The sequence below is a fragment of the Pseudomonas sp. ATCC PTA-122608 genome (assembly GCF_001952855.1).
In the GTDB taxonomy this organism is placed as follows: Bacteria; Pseudomonadota; Gammaproteobacteria; order Pseudomonadales; family Pseudomonadaceae; genus Aquipseudomonas.
This window is the reverse complement of sequence record NZ_LPNO01000013.1, coordinates 365,075-381,681: the sequence shown is the minus strand read 5'-3', so window position 1 is coordinate 381,681 and position 16,607 is coordinate 365,075. Positions and strand designations below refer to the sequence as shown.

The window sequence follows — 16,607 nt, the reverse complement described above, 5'->3', positions numbered from 1 at the left end:
TCTGACTGCCCCATTCAGCCCGAGGCCGAACGTAGGTATTGCGGAGCGGGTAAACCGGCAGGACGCCGGTTTAGCCGCGCCGGGCCATGGATGGCCCGTCGCGGCGGCCCGCGGAGTAATGCCGGAGTGAGGGAACACCGAGCCTAGGCGAGGTGCCGACAGGCGGGGCAGAGCGTTTTGGTTACTTTTGCGCTTTTCAAAAGTGACCCGCTGTAAGAGCGGAACCCTAAGTAGCCGTTACCTAAAAAACGGATATACACACAACAGCCACGTAAAGATTCCGTATAGATTCAACCCCAGCCATAACGTTTATGTCGTCTCTATTGAGCAACTAATCCCCCCTCCACTACTGTGAACTCCACACCAATCACCCCCGTAGGAAGTCATCGTGGAAAGTTCAACTTTAGGCATGATCGTCCTCTCAATGATCGCCCTGTTCGGCGCCGCCGCCTTCTGCTTCGAACAACTCGCCACCCGCGAATCAAAGAAAAAGAAAGCCAAATAAGCTGATCATCAAAAGCAGCAGAACCCCAGACTTTCAAGGGATACCCCACCCCCGGGCTATCCCTTGTTTTCGTTCGTCCACCACAAAACTATCTATACACCGTCTCAATACCCACGCCCGCAATCAGTGCCCGAACTTGATACCCAACCTCTTAACCTCCCCGCGTCCGCAATCGCGGCTTATTAATCAGGGGAGTTCCACCGTGCTCACACTCAAGTTCATCTATATCGCCAGCGGCTTATGCGCCGTCGGGCTGTTCGCTTATCTGGGCTATGCCCTCATTCGCGCCGAAAAGTTCTAGGGAGCCCGCCATGTACGACGTGATTTTTGTAGGCCTCTCCCTGGTGTTTTTCGCCACGACAGCCATGGCCATTGTCGCCATGGGCAAGATTTGAACGGAGCCTCGACATGCTAAGCACTTTGCTGGAATTTGCGCTGGTCCTGGGGTTGATGACAGGGCTCGCCGTGCTGATGGGCAAGTGGCTGACCCGGGTCTTTACCGGAACCCGCCACGCCCTGCCGGAACGTTATACCTATCGCCTGCTGGGCATCGACCCGCTGGAAACCATGGGCTGGGCCCGCTACGGTTCGGCCCTGCTGTTGTCGAACGCGGCGATGATGCTGCTCGGCTATATCATCCTGCGGCTGCAAGCCGTCATGCCGATCAACCCGCTCGGGCTGGCCGCGCAAACCCCGGACCTGGCGTTCAACACCGCCGCGTCCTTTATCACCAACACCAACTGGCAGGCGTACTCGGGCGAAACCAGCCTGTCGAACTTCAGCCAGATGGCGGTGATTACGTTCCTGATGTTTGTCGGCGCTACCTCGGGCGTGGTCGCCGCTGCGGGGTTTATCCGTGGCTTGAGCCGCTCAAGCTCGGCGGATATCGGCAACTTCTGGGTCGACTTCACCCGCACCCTGTACCGCGTGATGCTGCCGCTGTGCGTGGGCATGGCCCTGGTATATGTGTGGCAAGGCATGCCGCAGACCTTTTCCTCCCAAGCCCTGGCCACAACGCTTGAAGGCGCGCAGCAACAACTGATTGTCGGCGCCGTGGCGAGCTTTGAATCGATCAAGCATATCGGCACCAACGGCGGTGGCTTCTTCAGCATGAACGCCGCGCACCCGTTCGAAAACCCGACGCCACTGACGAACGCGCTGCACATCCTCAGCATGTTGCTGATCCCGTCGGCGCTGACCTACACCTTCGGCAGCATGCTGCTGCAACGCCGTCAGGGCTGGGTGTTTTTCGGTACCTTCCTGGTGATGTTTATCGGCTTCCTCGCACTGGTGTATGGCGCCGAGCAAAACGGCAACCCGCTGCTGACCCAGGCCGGTGCCAACCAGACGCTGTCCATCGAGCAAAGCGGCGGCAATATGGAAGGCAAGGAGCTGCGTTTCGGCATCGCCGACAGCAGTCTGTTTATCGCCACCACCACCGCGGCCACCACCGGTTCGGTCAACGCGATGCACGACTCATTGACCCCCATGGGTGGCTTCGTGCCCCTGGCGCAGATGATGCTCAACTGCGTGTTCGGCGGCGACGGTGTGGGCTTTATCAACCTGATCCAGTACGCGCTGCTGACGGTGTTTCTGGTGGGCATGATGATCGGCCGCAGCCCGGAATTCCTCGGCAAGAAGATCGAGGCCCGAGAGATGAAACTGGTGATGCTCTCGGTGCTCGCGCACCCCATCAGCATCCTCGGTTTCACCGCCCTCGCCGCCCTGTGGCCCGACACCATGGCCAGCCTGAATAACCTCGGCCCCCACGGTTTCAGCGAGGTGCTCTACGCCTACACCTCGGGCACCGCCAACAACGGTTCGGCGTTCGCCGGGCTGAACGCCAACACGCCGTTTTTCAACACCACTATTGGCCTCGCGATGCTGGTCGGGCGCTTCTTCACCATGCTGCCGATGCTCGCCGTGGCCGGTTCCCTGGCGATGAAAAAGACCGTGCCTGCCGGTGCCGGGACCATTCCCACCGCAACCCCGCTGTTCATGGTGCTGGTGGTGTTTGTGGTGCTGGTAGTCGGTGGCCTGACTTTCCTGCCGGCGCTCGCGCTCGGCCCGCTGGTGGAGCAACTGCAGTTGCTGTCCGGCCAGACGTACAACTAAGGACACGTTGATGACGACTCAATCGATATTCAAAGGGCTGTTGCGCCCGGTGCTGGTTTCGGCGGTGTTTTTCATGGCGCTGACCGGCCTCGCCTACCCGATCTTCACCACCTTTGCCGCGCAGTTGCTGTTCCCGTTCCAGGCCCAGGGTTCGCTGATTGAACGCGACGGCCTGGTGATCGGCTCGGCGTTGATCGGCCAGGACTTCACCAAGCCCGGCTACTTCCACGGCCGCCCGAGCATGACCCTCGGCGCAGACCCGCAAGACCCGAGCAAAAGCGTGTCGCAGCCTTACAACGCCGGCTCCAGCGGCGCCAGCAACCTGGGCCCTACCAGCCAGAAACTGGTAGACCAGGTCGCAGCCCGAGCTAAAGCCTACCGCCAGGACAACGACCTCGCCGCCGACGCCCAGGTGCCGGTGGATGCGGTCACCGCTTCCGCCTCCGGCCTGGACCCACATATCTCCGTGGCCAACGCGCGCATCCAACTGGCTCGGGTCGCCCGCCTGCGGCAGATCCCCGAAGCCGATCTGCTGCAACTGGTGAACGAAAACACCGCCGCCCGCACCCTCGGTTTGCTCGGCGAACCACGAGTCAATGTGCTGCAACTCAACCTCGCGCTGGACGCCCGCCTGCCTTCGCGCCAGCCCCCCATTGCGGCCAGTGAGTAAGAGATTCCCCCATGATCAAGAATGCTCGTTTACCTCTGTTTGATCGCGCCATCGTGCTCACCGCTTGCGGGGATGCGTTCAAGAAACTGCTGCCCCAGGCGCAGTGGAAAAACCCGGTGATGTTCGTGGTGTACCTGGGCAGCCTCCTCACCACGCTGCTGTGGTTCCAGTCCCTCAGCGGCCAGGGTGAAGCCCCCAGCGGGTTTATCCTGAGCATCAGCTTGTGGCTGTGGTTCACCGTGCTGTTCGCCAACTTCGCCGAGGCCCTGGCCGAGGGTCGCAGCCGCGCCCAGGCCGCCAGCCTGCGGGGTATGAAACGCCAGACCCTGGCCAAGCTGCTGCAGCAACCGAAGCACGGCGCGGCGTGGCTGCCGACCGAAGCCACGCTGTTGCGCAAAGACCAAGTGGTGTTGATCGAAGCCGGCGACCTGGTGCCGCTCGATGGCGTAGTGATCGAAGGCGTGGCCTCGGTGGACGAAAGCGCAATCACCGGCGAATCGGCACCGGTGATACGTGAAGCCGGCGGCGACTTTTCCTCCGTCACCGGCGGCACGCGGGTGTTGTCGGACTGGCTGGTGGTGCGCATCAGCGTCAACCCGGGTGAGTCGTTCCTCGACCGCATGATCTCGATGGTCGAATCCGCCAAGCGTCAGAAAACGCCCAACGAAGTCGCCCTGACAATTTTGCTGGTGGGCCTGACGCTGTTGTTCCTCCTGGTGATCGCGACGCTGAGCCCGTACTCGATCTTCGCCGTGGCCATGAGCGGCAGCGGCAGCGTGGTCAGCGCTACGGTGCTGGTGGCGTTGCTGGTGTGCCTGATCCCCACCACCATCGGTGGCCTGCTCTCGGCCATCGGCGTGGCGGGCATGAGCCGCATGATGTCGGCCAATGTGATCGCCACTTCTGGCCGTGCGGTAGAGGCGGCGGGCGACATCGATGTATTGCTGCTGGACAAGACCGGCACCATCACCCTGGGCAATCGCCAGGCCAGCAGTTTTCTGCCGGCGCCGGGCATCAAGGAAGCCGACCTGGCCGACGCTGCACAACTGGCGTCCCTGGCCGATGAAACCCCGGAAGGCCGCAGCATTGTGGTGCTGGCCAAGCAGAAGTTCGACATCCGTGCGCGGGACATCAATGCCCTCGGCGCAAGCTTTGTGCACTTCACCGCGCAGACTCGCATGAGCGGCGTCGACCTGCCCGAAGGCCGCGGTATTCGCAAGGGTGCGGCGGATGCCATCCGCAGTCATATCGAAGCGTTGGGCGGGAGTTTTCCGGCAGCGTTGCAGGCCAAGGTCGACGAAGTGTCGCGACGCGGCAGCACCCCGCTGGTGGTGTCCGACGGTTCAAAAGCACTCGGCGTGGTAGAGCTAAAGGACGTGGTCAAGGGCGGCATCAAGGAGCGCTTCGCCGAACTGCGGCGCATGGGCATCAAGACCGTGATGATCACCGGCGACAACCGCCTGACCGCCGCCGCGATTGCGGTGGAAGCCGGCGTGGATGACTTCCTCGCCGAGGCGCGCCCGGAAGACAAGCTGCAACTGATCCGCGACTACCAGGCCCAGGGCAAGCTCGTGGCCATGACCGGCGACGGCACCAACGACGCCCCGGCACTGGCCCAGGCCGACGTGGCAGTGGCGATGAACAGCGGCACCCAGGCGGCGAAAGAAGCCGGCAACATGGTCGACCTCGACAGCAACCCGACCAAGCTGATCGAAGTGGTCGAGGTGGGCAAGCAGATGCTGATGACCCGTGGCGCACTGACCACCTTCAGCGTAGCGAATGACGTGGCGAAGTACTTCGCGATCATCCCGGCAGCGTTTGTCGCGACCTATCCGCAGCTCGGCGCGCTGAACGTGATGCACCTGACCAGCCCCAACTCGGCGATTCTCAGCGCGGTGATTTTCAACGCGTTGATCATCGTGGCGCTGATTCCGTTGGCACTGCGCGGCGTGACCTACCGGGCGATTGGCGCGGCGGCGTTGCTCAATCGCAACCTGCTGATCTATGGCCTGGGCGGGGTGCTGGTGCCGTTTGCCGGGATCAAGCTGATTGACATGGTGCTGACCGCGTTAGGTCTCGTGTAGCACCCGATCCACTGTAGGAGCGAGCTTGCTCGCGAAGGGCGTCAACGATAACGCGGGAAACCTGACACCCAACGGCGCTCTCCGGTTTTTCGCGAGCAAGCTCGCTCCTACAGTCCACTTGAGGAATGACATGCCCGCATTAAACGAAAAACGCCCCGACCCCGACGCCCTCCTCGCCCGGGTCCAGCAGGAAGAACAGGCCGCCTTGCGCGGCAAATTGCGTATCTACTTCGGCTCCAACGCCGGGGTGGGCAAGACCTGCGCCATGCTCGATGCGGCGCAACGGGAAGTCAGCCTGGGCCGCGACGTACTCGCCGGCGTGGTGGAAACCCACGGCCGCCAGGAAACCGCCGAGCTGCTCAACGGCCTCGAACAACTGCCCCGCGCCCACCGTGTGCACCGCGACTTTGCCCTCACCGAATTCGACCTCGACGCCGCCCTGCAACGCCATCCCGCCGTGGTGCTGGTGGATGAACTGGCCCACAGCAACGTGCCCGGCTCACGCCACCCGAAACGCTGGCAAGACGTGGAAGAACTGCTCAGCGCCGGCATCGATGTGTGGACCACCCTCAACGTCCAGCACCTGGAAAGCCTTAACGATCTGGTCAGCGGGATCATCGGCATTCGCGTGCGGGAAACCGTACCGGACCATGTGTTCGACAACGCCCACGAAGTGGTCGTCGTGGACCTGCCGCCGGATGATCTGCTGCAACGCTTGAAGGACGGCAAGGTGTACCTGGGCCCCCAAGCCGAGCGCGCGTCGCGGCATTTTTTTCGCAAGGGCAACCTGTTGGCCCTGCGGGAACTGGCCCTGCGCCGCACCGCCGACCGGGTCGACACGCAGATGCGCATGTACCGTCGCGAACAGTCGATCAAGACCCTGTGGCCCGCCCGCGAGCGGTTGCTGGTAGGCGTGGCCGGTGACGCCGGTGATGAGCGCCTGGTGCGCGAAGCCGCACGTCTGGCGCAAAAGCTCGAGGCGGACTGGATCGTGGTGCACGTCGCCTCCGCCCAGGGGCGCGGCGCCAAGCGCTACCTCACAGCGATGAAAACCCTGGCCCTGGCCAGCGAGTTTGGCGCCGACACTGCAACATTGCCGGGCATGGACGTCGCCGAAGCGCTGGCCGCCTGCGCCCGGGAACACAACGCCAATCGCCTTGTGCTCGGCCATCATCCGCGCCGGACATGGCGGTTCTGGCACCAGTCGGTGGGCGACCGGATCAGCCGGCACCATCCGCAGATCGACCAGATCGTGATTGCCCACGGCGTGTTGCCGGGCACTGCACCAGCCATTGAAAAACCCACGCCAGCGCCCGGCAGAACCCTGGCCTACCTCTGGGCCACCCTCGCCTGCTTCACCGCCAGCGCCATCGCCTCGCTGCTGCTGCAAGTGTTCGAGCTGGCCAACGTGGTGATGCTGTTCCTGCTCACGGTGGTGCTGGTGGCCCTGCGTTTTGGACGCGGCCCCGGCGTGTGGGCGGCGATGCTGGCGGTGCTGTGTTTCGACTTCTTTTTCGTCCAGCCGCGCTACTCATTTACCGTCAACGACACCCAGTATTTTTTCACTTTCGCGCTGATGCTCGGCATCGCGCTGATCACCGGGCAACTCACCGCGCGCCTGCGCCACGAAGCGCGCACCGCCGCCGCTCGAGAACGCCGCGCAACCTCACTGGCACGCCTGGCCCGGGACCTGTCGGCGGCGTTGACCGTGGAGCAGATCAGCGAAGTGGCGCTGCGCACCTTCAGCGGCGTGTTCGAAGCACGGGTCGGCCTGGCCTTGCCGGACGCCGCCGATGGTGTGCACAGCGTGGGGGCGGGCGGGTTGCCGATCGACGACAGCATCGCTCAATGGACCTACGATCACGGCCAATCCGCCGGCCAGGGCACCGACACCTTGTCCGCCGCCAAGGGTTGCTACCTGCCGCTCAAGGCGCCGATGCGCGTGCGCGGCGTGCTGGTGCTGGAACTGGCGCAAAGCGAACGCCTCAACGAGCCCGAAGAACGCCGCCTGCTGGAAGCCTGCATGAGCCAACTGGCGATTGCCCTGGAGCGCGTGCACTTTGTCGAAGTGGCGCAAAGCACGTTGGTGCAGATGGAAGGCGAGAAGATGCGCAACACCTTGCTCGCGGCGATTTCCCACGACTTGCGCACGCCCCTGACCACACTGATCGGCGCCGCCGACACCGCCCTGCCCCATGCACCGCCGGGCCCGCTGACCGAGTTGCTGCACGGTATTCATGAGCAGGCGACCTCAATGCAACGCCTGATCGAAAACCTGCTGGACATGGCCCGCATGCAAGAGCGCGGCGTGCGGCTCAACCGGCAATGGCATTTGCTGGAGGAAATCGTCGGCAGCGCCCTGCGCCAGTTGCGCGAACCACTGGCCCGGCATGTGCTGCACACAACGCTGGACCCGCAATTGCCGCTGGTGGAAGTCGACGCGCTATTGATCGAACGGGTGTTGGTCAACCTGCTGGATAACGCCGCCAAGTACACCCCGCCGGGCACAGTCATTACCGTGGCCGCCCGCGCCGTTTCGGACAGCATCCTGCTGGAAGTCAGCGACACTGGCACGGGCAGCGCGCCGGCCAATCTGTTCGAACCGTTTGCCCGTGGCCAACAGGAATCCTCGGTCGCCGGGATCGGCCTGGGGCTGGCCCTGGCCAAACGCATCGTCGAAGCCCACGGCGGGCGCATCGAAGCCAAACCCGGCCGCGAGTGCGGCATGCATTTCGTCATCACTTTACCGGCGGGCACCCCGCCCCCAATGGACGCCCTATGAGCACTGCACGCATTCTGATTGTTGAAGACGAGGCCAATATCCGCCGTTTTGTCGGCATTGCCCTGCAGGATGAGGGCTTCCAGGTGTTCGAGGCCGACAGCGTCAAGCGCGCGTTGATCCACGCCTCCAGCCGCCAGCCAGACCTGGTAATCGTCGACCTCGGCCTGCCGGACGGCGACGGCAAACAGTTGATCAGCGAGCTGCGGGGTTGGCTGGCGGTACCGATCCTGGTGTTGTCGGCGCGGGATCGCGAAGAGGAAAAAGTCGCCGCACTGGACGCCGGTGCCGATGACTACCTGACCAAGCCCTTCGGCGTGCCCGAGTTGCTCGCGCGCATCCGTGCGCAACTGCGTCGGCACGGGCAAACCGGCACCGTGGCAGCCACCAGCAAGGTGGCGTTTGGTGATATCGAAGTGGACCTGGCGACCCATGAAGTGTGGCGCCAAGGCCTGCCGGTGCACCTGACGCCCATTGAATACCGCCTGCTGTGCGCGATGATTCGCGGGCAGAGCCGGGTGCTCACCCATCGGCAGTTATTGCTCGAAGTGTGGGGCCTGGATTACGTGGACCGCGCCCACTATCTGCGGGTGCATATGGCGCATCTGCGGCAGAAGCTGGAGGCCGACCCAGCCCAGCCGCAGTACTTCATTACCGAGTTGCAGGTGGGCTACCGACTGGTGGGCTTGTGAACAGGTGCGCGGCGGCGAAGTCGACAAACACGCGGATCTTCGGCGAGAGATGCCGGCTGGACGGCCACAGCGCCCAGAACTGCCCCTGATCGTCGGAATCGCCGTCGAGCACGATTTCAAGCTGGCCCTGGGCGAGTGCTTCGCGGGCCAGGAAGTCTGGCACGTAGGCAATCCCATGGCCGTCCATCGCGGCCCGGAGCATGGCTTCCATGTTGTTCAAGGTCAGGGCGGTGGGCAGGCGCAACTGGGTAATGGCCGGGTTGGCGGATAAGGTCCAGTCCATGATTTTTCCAGTGGTGGCGAAGCGGTAACGCAAACACGGATGATGCTCCAAATCGCTCAAGGACTCCGGCCGACCGTTGGCCCGAAGGTAATCGGGTGATGCACACAGCACAAACCTGAACGGTCCCAGTTTGCGGGCCATCAGGGTCGAGTCTGCCAGGCCGCCGCTGCGGATGACCACGTCGAAGCCCTCTTCGATCACGTCCACCAGGTGGTCGTTGAAATCCAGCTCCAGCTCGATCTCCGGGTAGGCTTTGCGGAACGCCATCATGTGGGGAAAGAGGAAGCGATAGCCGATGGTGGGCAGGCTGACCCGCAGCTTGCCCCGGGGCGCCTGCATCGCATGGGAAAGCATGGCGCGGGCGTCTTGCAAATCATCGAGAATTTTCCGACACCGTTCGTAGAACAGCAGGCCTTCGGCGGTGAGGCTGACCTTGCGCGTGCTGCGGTGCAACAGCCGAACATTAAGTGACGCCTCAAGCTTGGCGACATTCTTGCCCACCGCCGACGCGGAAATCCCCATTGCCCGGGCCGCACCGGTGAAGCTCAGGGCCTCTGCCGTTTTGACGAAGGCGATCACGCCGCTCAGGTTATCGGTCATGTCATTGCATCCATAACGTCCGTTATGAACGGAATGTAAGCCCGTTTATCCGTGATTGCATCCTGATTAGAGTCTTTTAACCTTCAGAATCGCGGGAATATCCCTATGAACACTACAACCGAATCGTTGCCCGCCCATGGCCGATACTCCATCCTGGCCGCAATTTGCCTGGCTGCCCTGGTATTGCCCATGAGCTTTACCGGTGGCGCCGTCGCCACGCCTTTTATCGGCCAGGCATTTGCCGCCCAGCCCAGCCAACTGGCGTGGATCACCAACGCGTTCATGCTGAGTTTCGGCAGCCTGTTGATGGCCGCCGGCACCCTCGCCGACCTGTATGGGAGAAAGCGTCTTTTTTTGTGGGGCATGGCGCTGTTTACCGTGGTCTCCTTGTTGCTGGCAGTGGCACCGGGAATTTTCTGGCTGGATGTGTTGCGTGGTGTGCAGGGCGTCGCGGCAGCCACGGCACTGGCCAGTGGCTGTGCGGCGCTGGCACAGGAGTTTGACGGCCATGCACGTACCCGCGCCTTCAGTTTGCTGGGCACTACGTTTGGTGCAGGCTTGGCGTTTGGGCCATTGCTGTCGGGGGTGCTGATCGAGCACTGGGGCTGGCGCTCGATTTTTCTCGGCACCGCGCTATTGGCCGGTATTTCGCTGCTGTTTGCCGCGCCCAAAATGCGCGAAAGCCGCGACCCGCAAGCGCTGCGGCTGGACACATCAGGCGTACTGACGTTTTCCGCGATGCTGGTGGCCCTGACCACGGCGGTGATCCTTGCCCCGGAGCACGGCTGGTCATCGCTGCTGGTTGAATCTCTGCTGATAGCGGCGGCAGTGTTTTTGCTGGTGTTTATCCTCGTCGAAAATCGCTCCAACCAACCGATGCTGGATCTGCGTTTGTTTCGCTTCCCGCGTTTTATTGGCGTGCAGCTCCTGCCGATCGGCACCTGTTACTGCTACATCGTGCTGATCGTGTTGCTACCCCTGCGGTTTATCGGCGTGGAAGGCGCCAGCGCGCTGGACGCGGGTTTGATGATGCTCGCGTTGTCGGCACCGATGCTGATGGTGCCGATGATCGCCGCAGCGCTGACGCGCTGGCTCTCGGCAGGCGTGTTGTGTGCCATTGGCTTGCTGATCGCAGCGGCGGGCCTGTGGGGATTAAGCCTGGCCGACCAGCCTGGGCAGACTGTCGCTGCGATGCTGGTCATCGGGATCGGCACCGGGCTGCCGTGGGGCTTGATGGATGGCTTGGCGATCAGCGTGGTACCCAAGGAGCGCGCGGGAATGGCGGCCGGGATTTTCAATACCACCCGCGTGGCCAGTGAAGGCGTGGCGCTGGCGATCACGATGGCGGTATTGGGCGCATTGGTTGCGCACCACTTGCGCGGGAGCGCAGCGGCGGATGTTTCGGTGATTGCCCAAGCGCTGGTGATGGGCGATGTCCTGCAGGCCGGCACGACGATTCCGCTGGCGCAATTGCGCGCGGCCTACACGGCCGGGTTCAACACATTGCTCCAACTACTGGCCGGTTTCACGCTGGTCACGGCCTTGGTGGTCTTGGTGTTTTTACGGCGCCAGGATGCGCTGGATGGAAGCAATACGAAGAAAATGGAAGAATGCGCGCATGACTATTCCAAAAAAATGGCGTGACCAATTCCCCAACGCACTCATCGAACCACAGACCATCGGCGAGTCGGGAGCCGACGTCTTCCGCCTGCGCTGCGGCAACGGTGAGGACCTGTTCCTGAAATCCGAGCCCATCGGCCCACTCGCCGAATTGCCCGACGAGATCAAGCGGCTGCGCTGGCTCCAGCAATCGAACTTGCCTGGGCCTGCCGTGCTGGATGTGCTCACGGAAAACCATCGCCACTGGCTGCTGATGAGCGCCGTCCCGGGGCAGGATCTGGCCAGCGCCAGCGACCTATCTGCGCCGCAGGTCATCCGCCTGGTGGCGAGCGCACTGCGCAGCCTGCACCAGGTGTCGATTGCACAGTGCCCGTTCGACCACTCACTGGAACACCGTATTGCGGCCGCCGGTAATCGCGTGAACGCAGGGCTGGTTGACGAGACCGACTTCGACGATGAACGCCTGGGCCGAACCGCCACGGATGTATTCGCCGAACTGCTGTCGACGCGCCCCGCCGCCCATGACCTGGTGGTGACCCACGGCGATGCCTGCCTGCCAAACTTCATGGCTGAGGGCGATCACTTCAGTGGTTTCATCGATTGCGGCCGCCTGGGCATCAGTGACCGTTATCAGGACCTTGCGCTGGCCGCTCGTAGCATCGAACGCAATCTCGGAGCGGCCTGGGTGGCGCCGTTCTTCGAGCAGTACGGCGTCGAACCCGATGAGCAGCGCATCGCGCTCTACTGCTTGCTGGACGAGTTTTTCTAAACCCAAACCCCAGACAGCAAAAAGCCCGCTCAATGAGCGGGCTTCTCGTGGTACCTGGCGTTCAGCGTTCCAGGTGACCGAATATGGCGCAGCGGACGGGACTCGAACCCGCGACCCCCGGCGTGACAGGCCGGTATTCTAACCGACTGAACTACCGCTGCGCGTAACACTGGAAGCGAATGGTGGGTGATGACGGGATCGAACCGCCGACATTCTGCTTGTAAGGCAGACGCTCTCCCAGCTGAGCTAATCACCCTTCACTTTCGGTGTGGGGCGCATTCTATAGCAATTTTTCGTAATGTCATGATTTAAATGCAATTTATTCAAAATATTTTGCCTTCGACCCTGCAAACCCCGCAAAACCGGCGTTTTGCGCGCAAACGCGAGTCTATTGCGTTTGCACAAGCCTTGGCCCCACAATTAACAATTATTCTCAATAACACCTGAGCCGCGCCTTATGTCTGTGGGTGAACCGCCGTTCCAACGGGAGATTACCGAGCTGTACAGCGAGCATCACGGCTGGCTGTTCACTTGGTTGCGCCGAAAACTGGGCTGTACCCACAACGCCGCCGACGTGGCGCAGGACACCTTTGCACGGATTCTGCACGCACGGGAGTCGGTGACCGGCATCCGCGAGCCCCGCGCCTATTTGAGTACCACCGCCAGGCGGCTGATCATCGACCAGGCCCGGCGCAAGCAGATTGAGCACGCCTACCTTCAGGAACTGATGCTGACGGTGGAAACCCTGGAGGGTTTTCAGTCGCCGGAACAGATCCACACCACCCTGGAGGCCCTTGAGCACATCGCCTTCATTCTTGAAGGCATGCACGACAATGTGCGTCAGGCGTTTGTGCTGTATTACCTCGAAGACCTCACCCAGCAGCAAATCGCCCGCCACTTGAAATTGTCGGAACGTACGGTACGCAAGTATTTGATCCTGGCCCTGCTGCATTGCAGCCACAGCGTGGACATCTGAGCCGCACATGCCCGACTCCCGCCAACAGATCGACGAACAAGCCGCCGAATGGATGATTCGTCTGCACGAAGGCGAATTGACCGAGGCCCAGCGGCAGGCGTTCGAGCGCTGGAAGCAGCAAAGCCCGCAGCACGCGGCTTCAGCGGCGCGCATGGAAGACGTGATTGCGCGAGTGCAGGCCCTGCGTGGGCGAAAAGCACCGGCCCGGGCGGCCTTGAGCGCGGCCTTTCCTCGGCAGGGGAAAGCCCGCAAAAATTACGTCCGCGCGTTGGTATTGGCCTGCAGCCTGGCCCTTCCCGCCGCGGCGCTGCTCTACAGCCCTTATCCTCAACAGTGGATGGCCGATGTGCACAACGGCCCCGGCGAATGGAAAACCCTGCGCCTGGCAGACGGTTCCACGCTGACCTTGAACGGCATCAGTGCGGCGAACCTGTATTTCGACAGCCGGCAGCGGCGCATTGAACTGCTGCAAGGCGAGATCCTGGTGGAAGTGGCCCACGACGGCGACCGTCCGTTTGTGGTGCAGACCGCCCAGGGCACCCTGCGTGCGTTGGGCACACGGTTTGTGGTCAGGCGCGAAGATGACGTCACTGTGCTGAGCATGCTCGAATCCCGCGTTGCCGCCCAAAGCGCGAATGGCCAGCAGACGCTGGAAGTGGACGCAGGCTCGCAGGCGCGGCTCAGCAAAGATGCCGTGCGCCTCTCCGGCAGCATCGATACGGCGAGCATCAATGGGGCCTGGCGCCGCCATCAACTGGTGGTGGACAACCGGCCGTTGCCGGAAGTGCTGGATGAGATCGCCCGTCACCGTTCGGGCCACTTGCGGTTTGATCGAGCCGCACTGGCGAATCTCAAGGTCTCGGCCGTACTTCCCCTGGATGACACCGACCGCACCTTGCAGATGCTGGCTCAAACCCTGCCGATCAAGCTGAAAACCTTTACCCCATGGCTGATAATTGTCAGCCCGGATACCGAGAGCAAAAAATAATTATTCGCATTGCTTCCGCTTTTTTTCGGGTTGCCCGTCAAGGAAGGTATATCGATGACTAAAGGACTGCCCTCACCATGCCCTTCCCTTCCAAGCCTCGCAGACGCCTGCTGAGTAGCGCGCCGCTGACCCTAACACTGCTCGCGACGACGCTGCTGAATATCCACGTGGCACAGGCCGACACGGTAAACGTTGCGGCCCAAGCCTACGACATACCTGCAGGGCCGCTGGGCGCCACACTCAACCAGTTCGCCCAGCAAGCGGGCGTAGCCATTGTGTTCCAGTCCCAGAATCTGCAGGGGCTGAATGGGCCGGGGTTGAAAGGCACTTATAGCGTGGACGCAGGGTTCGACAGGCTGTTACAGGGCAGCGGCTATCGCGTGATCAAAAGTGATCAGGTGTACGCGCTGGAAGCTAACCCCGCGGCTACCGATGCCATGGAACTGGGCCCGACGCAGGTAAGCGCCAACCAGTTGGGCAACGTTACCGAAGGCACTGATTCCTACACTCCCGGCAGCATCGCGACGGCGACGCGGCTGGTGCTGACTCCCAAGGAAACCCCGCAATCGGTGACCGTCGTCACCCGCAAACACATGGATGACTTCGGTCTGAATAACGTCGACGACGTGATGCGCCACACCCCGGGCATCACCGTGTCGGCCTTCGACACCGACCGCACCAACTACTACGCCCGCGGTTTCTCCATCAACAACTTCCAGTACGATGGCATTCCTTCCACCGCGCGCAACGTCGCCTATTCAGCGGGTAATACCCTGAGCGACATGGCGATCTATGATCGGGTCGAAGTGCTTAAAGGCGCCACGGGTCTGCTCACCGGTGCCGGCTCGCTGGGCGCCACGATCAATCTGGTGCGCAAGAAACCCACGGCTGACTTCCAGGGTCATGCCAGCCTCGGCGCGGGCTCTTGGGACAACTATCGCAGCGAACTGGACGTCAGCGGCCCGATGACCGAAAGCGGCAACGTGCGTGGCCGGGCCGTCGCGGCGTATCAGGACAAGCGCTCGTTCATGGACCGTTACTCGCGCAAAAGCCCGGTGTACTACGGCATCATGGAGTTCGACCTGTCCCCAGACACGATGCTGACCGTGGGCGGCGATTATCAGGACAGCCTGCCCACCGCCTCAAGCTGGTCCGGCAGCTTCCCGCTGATCAACGCCAATGGCGATCGCAATAGCGTAAAGCGCTCGTTTAACAACGCGGCCAATTGGAGCAGTTGGGAGCAATACACCCGCACCGCCTTCGCCATGCTCGAGCATGACTTGGGTAATGGCTGGGTCACCAAGTTGCAACTGGATCACAAGATCAACGGCTACCACGCGCTGATGGGCTCGATCCAGGGCGATGAGCCACGGGCAGATGGCACCGCACATATCACTTCGGGCAAATACACCGGGGAGACTGTCAGCGACTCCGCCGACCTGTATGCCAGCGGCCCGTTCAGCTTGGGCGGCCGCGAGCATGAGCTGGTGGTGGGCGGCTCCATCGGCATTTCGGACTGGAACGGCAAGGGTTACTGGAACCTCACCCCCAACATGGTGGACGTCAATAACTGGCACGGCCACGCCACCCAACCCGATTGGGGCGCGCCGCAGCAATATATCGACGACACCATTCGCCAGACCGGCGCCTATATGACCACGCGCCTGAACCTGGCCGATGACCTGAAGCTGCTGCTCGGTGGCCGCGTGGTCAATTACCACCTGACCGGCAATAACCCGTCCTACCGCGAGACCGGACGCTTCGTACCCTATGTCGGCGTGGTGTACGACCTGAATGACACCTACTCGGTCTACGCCAGCTACACCGATATCTTCATGCCCCAGGAGAACTACAACCGCGACCGGCAAAACCAGTTGCTTGAGCCGGACGAAGGCCAAAACTACGAGCTGGGCATGAAGGCTGATTTCTTCGACGGACGCCTGAACGCCAGCGCGGCGTACTTCGAGATCCATGAAAACAACCGCGCCGTTTCCGACGACGACTACAACAACCTGAAACCTACGCCGCAGAACTATGCCTATAAAGGCACGAAGGCCGTGACCAAGGGCTACGAGCTTGAAGTGTCCGGCGAGTTGAGCCCGGGCTGGCAGATTCAGGCCGGCTACACGCACAAGGTGGTGCGTGACGACCAGGACCTGAAGATTTCCACGTTCGAGCCTGAAGACCAGATCAAGCTGTACACCACTTATAAGCTCAAAGGGGACCTGGACAAGCTGACCGTCGGCGGTGGCGTGCGCTGGCAAAGCGTGGGTTGGCAGGACATCTACAACAACCCCCATGGCGGTTATGAAGAATTCTCCCAGGAGGCATACTGGCTGGTGGACCTGATGACCCGCTACCAGATCACCAAGAACGTGTCGGCGACGCTGAACGTCAACAACATCTTCGACAAGTCCTACTACACCAACATCGGTTTCTATAACTCCGCCGCTTATGGTGAGCCGCGCAACTTTATGGTCACCACCCGCTGGGATTTCTAAACCCAATAAAAAACGCCCCCGATCA

Annotated in this window: 12 protein-coding genes and 2 tRNA genes; 11 read left to right on the top strand and 3 right to left on the bottom strand. The window is 62.0% G+C overall.

Annotated features, from left to right (window positions below):
- Positions 1–707: 707 nt before the first annotated feature.
- The 6 genes from kdpF to AU074_RS14510 all read left to right on the top strand — a co-directional run bounded on the left by kdpF (position 708) and on the right by AU074_RS14510 (position 8,845).
- On the top strand, positions 708–806 hold the full coding sequence (gene kdpF / locus AU074_RS14535; RefSeq protein WP_003219423.1) for a K(+)-transporting ATPase subunit F: 99 nt from the start codon (positions 708–710) through the stop codon (positions 804–806).
- Between the two features lie 107 nt (positions 807–913).
- Positions 914–2,620 carry a potassium-transporting ATPase subunit KdpA gene (gene kdpA, locus AU074_RS14530; protein WP_076015290.1) on the top strand — a complete coding sequence of 569 codons (1,707 nt, stop codon included), beginning with the start codon at positions 914–916 and terminating at the stop codon, positions 2,618–2,620.
- 10 nt (positions 2,621–2,630) lie between these two features.
- Complete coding sequence (gene kdpC / locus AU074_RS14525; protein ID WP_076015289.1) at positions 2,631–3,290, top strand: K(+)-transporting ATPase subunit C; 660 nt, start codon at positions 2,631–2,633, stop codon at positions 3,288–3,290.
- 11 nt (positions 3,291–3,301) lie between these two features.
- Entirely contained in the window at positions 3,302–5,374 is a 2,073-nt protein-coding gene (gene kdpB, locus AU074_RS14520) for a potassium-transporting ATPase subunit KdpB (RefSeq protein ID WP_076015288.1), read from the top strand.
- A gap of 130 nt (positions 5,375–5,504) precedes the next feature.
- The gene (locus AU074_RS14515) at positions 5,505–8,156 is read left to right on the top strand and encodes a sensor histidine kinase KdpD (RefSeq protein WP_076015287.1); all 2,652 of its coding nucleotides are present in this window, start codon (positions 5,505–5,507) and stop codon (positions 8,154–8,156) included.
- A complete protein-coding gene (locus AU074_RS14510; protein WP_003219430.1) occupies positions 8,153–8,845 on the top strand; it encodes a response regulator in 693 nt (230 codons plus the stop codon). The genes AU074_RS14515 and AU074_RS14510 overlap by 4 nt, the downstream gene beginning before the upstream one ends.
- On the opposite strand, the gene AU074_RS14505 is transcribed toward AU074_RS14510, so the two are convergent.
- Positions 8,805–9,728 carry a LysR family transcriptional regulator gene (locus AU074_RS14505; protein WP_076015286.1) on the bottom strand — a complete coding sequence of 308 codons (924 nt, stop codon included), beginning with the start codon at positions 9,726–9,728 and terminating at the stop codon, positions 8,805–8,807. The genes AU074_RS14510 and AU074_RS14505 overlap by 41 nt on opposite strands.
- Before the next feature lie 105 nt (positions 9,729–9,833).
- Here AU074_RS14505 and AU074_RS14500 point away from each other — a divergent pair, with 105 nt between their 5' ends.
- Both AU074_RS14500 and AU074_RS14495 read left to right on the top strand, forming a co-directional pair.
- Positions 9,834–11,372 (top strand): MFS transporter, encoded by a 1,539-nt coding sequence (locus tag AU074_RS14500; RefSeq protein WP_076015285.1) that lies wholly within the window; start codon positions 9,834–9,836, stop codon positions 11,370–11,372.
- Positions 11,347–12,117, top strand: coding sequence for an APH(3')-II family aminoglycoside O-phosphotransferase (locus tag AU074_RS14495; RefSeq protein ID WP_076015284.1), 771 nt, complete (start codon positions 11,347–11,349; stop codon positions 12,115–12,117). The genes AU074_RS14500 and AU074_RS14495 overlap by 26 nt, the downstream gene beginning before the upstream one ends.
- An 84-nt stretch (positions 12,118–12,201) precedes the next feature.
- Here AU074_RS14495 and AU074_RS14490 read toward each other — a convergent pair.
- Positions 12,202–12,278, bottom strand: a tRNA-Asp gene (locus tag AU074_RS14490).
- A gap of 19 nt (positions 12,279–12,297) precedes the next feature.
- Positions 12,298–12,373 (bottom strand) — tRNA-Val (locus tag AU074_RS14485).
- A gap of 201 nt (positions 12,374–12,574) precedes the next feature.
- Between AU074_RS14485 and AU074_RS14480 the strand changes: the two genes are divergently transcribed.
- The 3 genes from AU074_RS14480 to AU074_RS14470 all read left to right on the top strand — a co-directional run bounded on the left by AU074_RS14480 (position 12,575) and on the right by AU074_RS14470 (position 16,582).
- Positions 12,575–13,093 (top strand): sigma-70 family RNA polymerase sigma factor, encoded by a 519-nt coding sequence (locus AU074_RS14480; protein ID WP_076015283.1) that lies wholly within the window; start codon positions 12,575–12,577, stop codon positions 13,091–13,093.
- 7 nt (positions 13,094–13,100) lie between these two features.
- On the top strand, positions 13,101–14,081 hold the full coding sequence (locus tag AU074_RS14475; RefSeq protein ID WP_076015282.1) for a FecR family protein: 981 nt from the start codon (positions 13,101–13,103) through the stop codon (positions 14,079–14,081).
- A gap of 77 nt (positions 14,082–14,158) precedes the next feature.
- Positions 14,159–16,582: a TonB-dependent siderophore receptor gene (locus tag AU074_RS14470; RefSeq protein ID WP_076015281.1), complete on the top strand. Its 2,424-nt coding sequence runs from the start codon at positions 14,159–14,161 to the stop codon at positions 16,580–16,582.
- The last annotated feature ends 25 nt before the right edge of the window (positions 16,583–16,607 follow it).

Coding starts and splice junctions, on each gene's coding strand:
- AU074_RS14510 (WP_003219430.1), top strand. CDS start 8,153: ATGAGCACTGCACGCATTCTGATTGTTGAAGACGAGGCCAATATCCGC.
- AU074_RS14505 (WP_076015286.1), bottom strand. CDS start 9,728: ATGACCGATAACCTGAGCGGCGTGATCGCCTTCGTCAAAACGGCAGAG.
- AU074_RS14500 (WP_076015285.1), top strand. CDS start 9,834: ATGAACACTACAACCGAATCGTTGCCCGCCCATGGCCGATACTCCATC.
- kdpC (WP_076015289.1), top strand. CDS start 2,631: ATGACGACTCAATCGATATTCAAAGGGCTGTTGCGCCCGGTGCTGGTT.
- AU074_RS14475 (WP_076015282.1), top strand. CDS start 13,101: ATGCCCGACTCCCGCCAACAGATCGACGAACAAGCCGCCGAATGGATG.
- AU074_RS14495 (WP_076015284.1), top strand. CDS start 11,347: ATGACTATTCCAAAAAAATGGCGTGACCAATTCCCCAACGCACTCATC.
- kdpB (WP_076015288.1), top strand. CDS start 3,302: ATGATCAAGAATGCTCGTTTACCTCTGTTTGATCGCGCCATCGTGCTC.
- AU074_RS14470 (WP_076015281.1), top strand. CDS start 14,159: ATGCCCTTCCCTTCCAAGCCTCGCAGACGCCTGCTGAGTAGCGCGCCG.
- kdpA (WP_076015290.1), top strand. CDS start 914: ATGCTAAGCACTTTGCTGGAATTTGCGCTGGTCCTGGGGTTGATGACA.
- AU074_RS14480 (WP_076015283.1), top strand. CDS start 12,575: ATGTCTGTGGGTGAACCGCCGTTCCAACGGGAGATTACCGAGCTGTAC.
- AU074_RS14515 (WP_076015287.1), top strand. CDS start 5,505: ATGCCCGCATTAAACGAAAAACGCCCCGACCCCGACGCCCTCCTCGCC.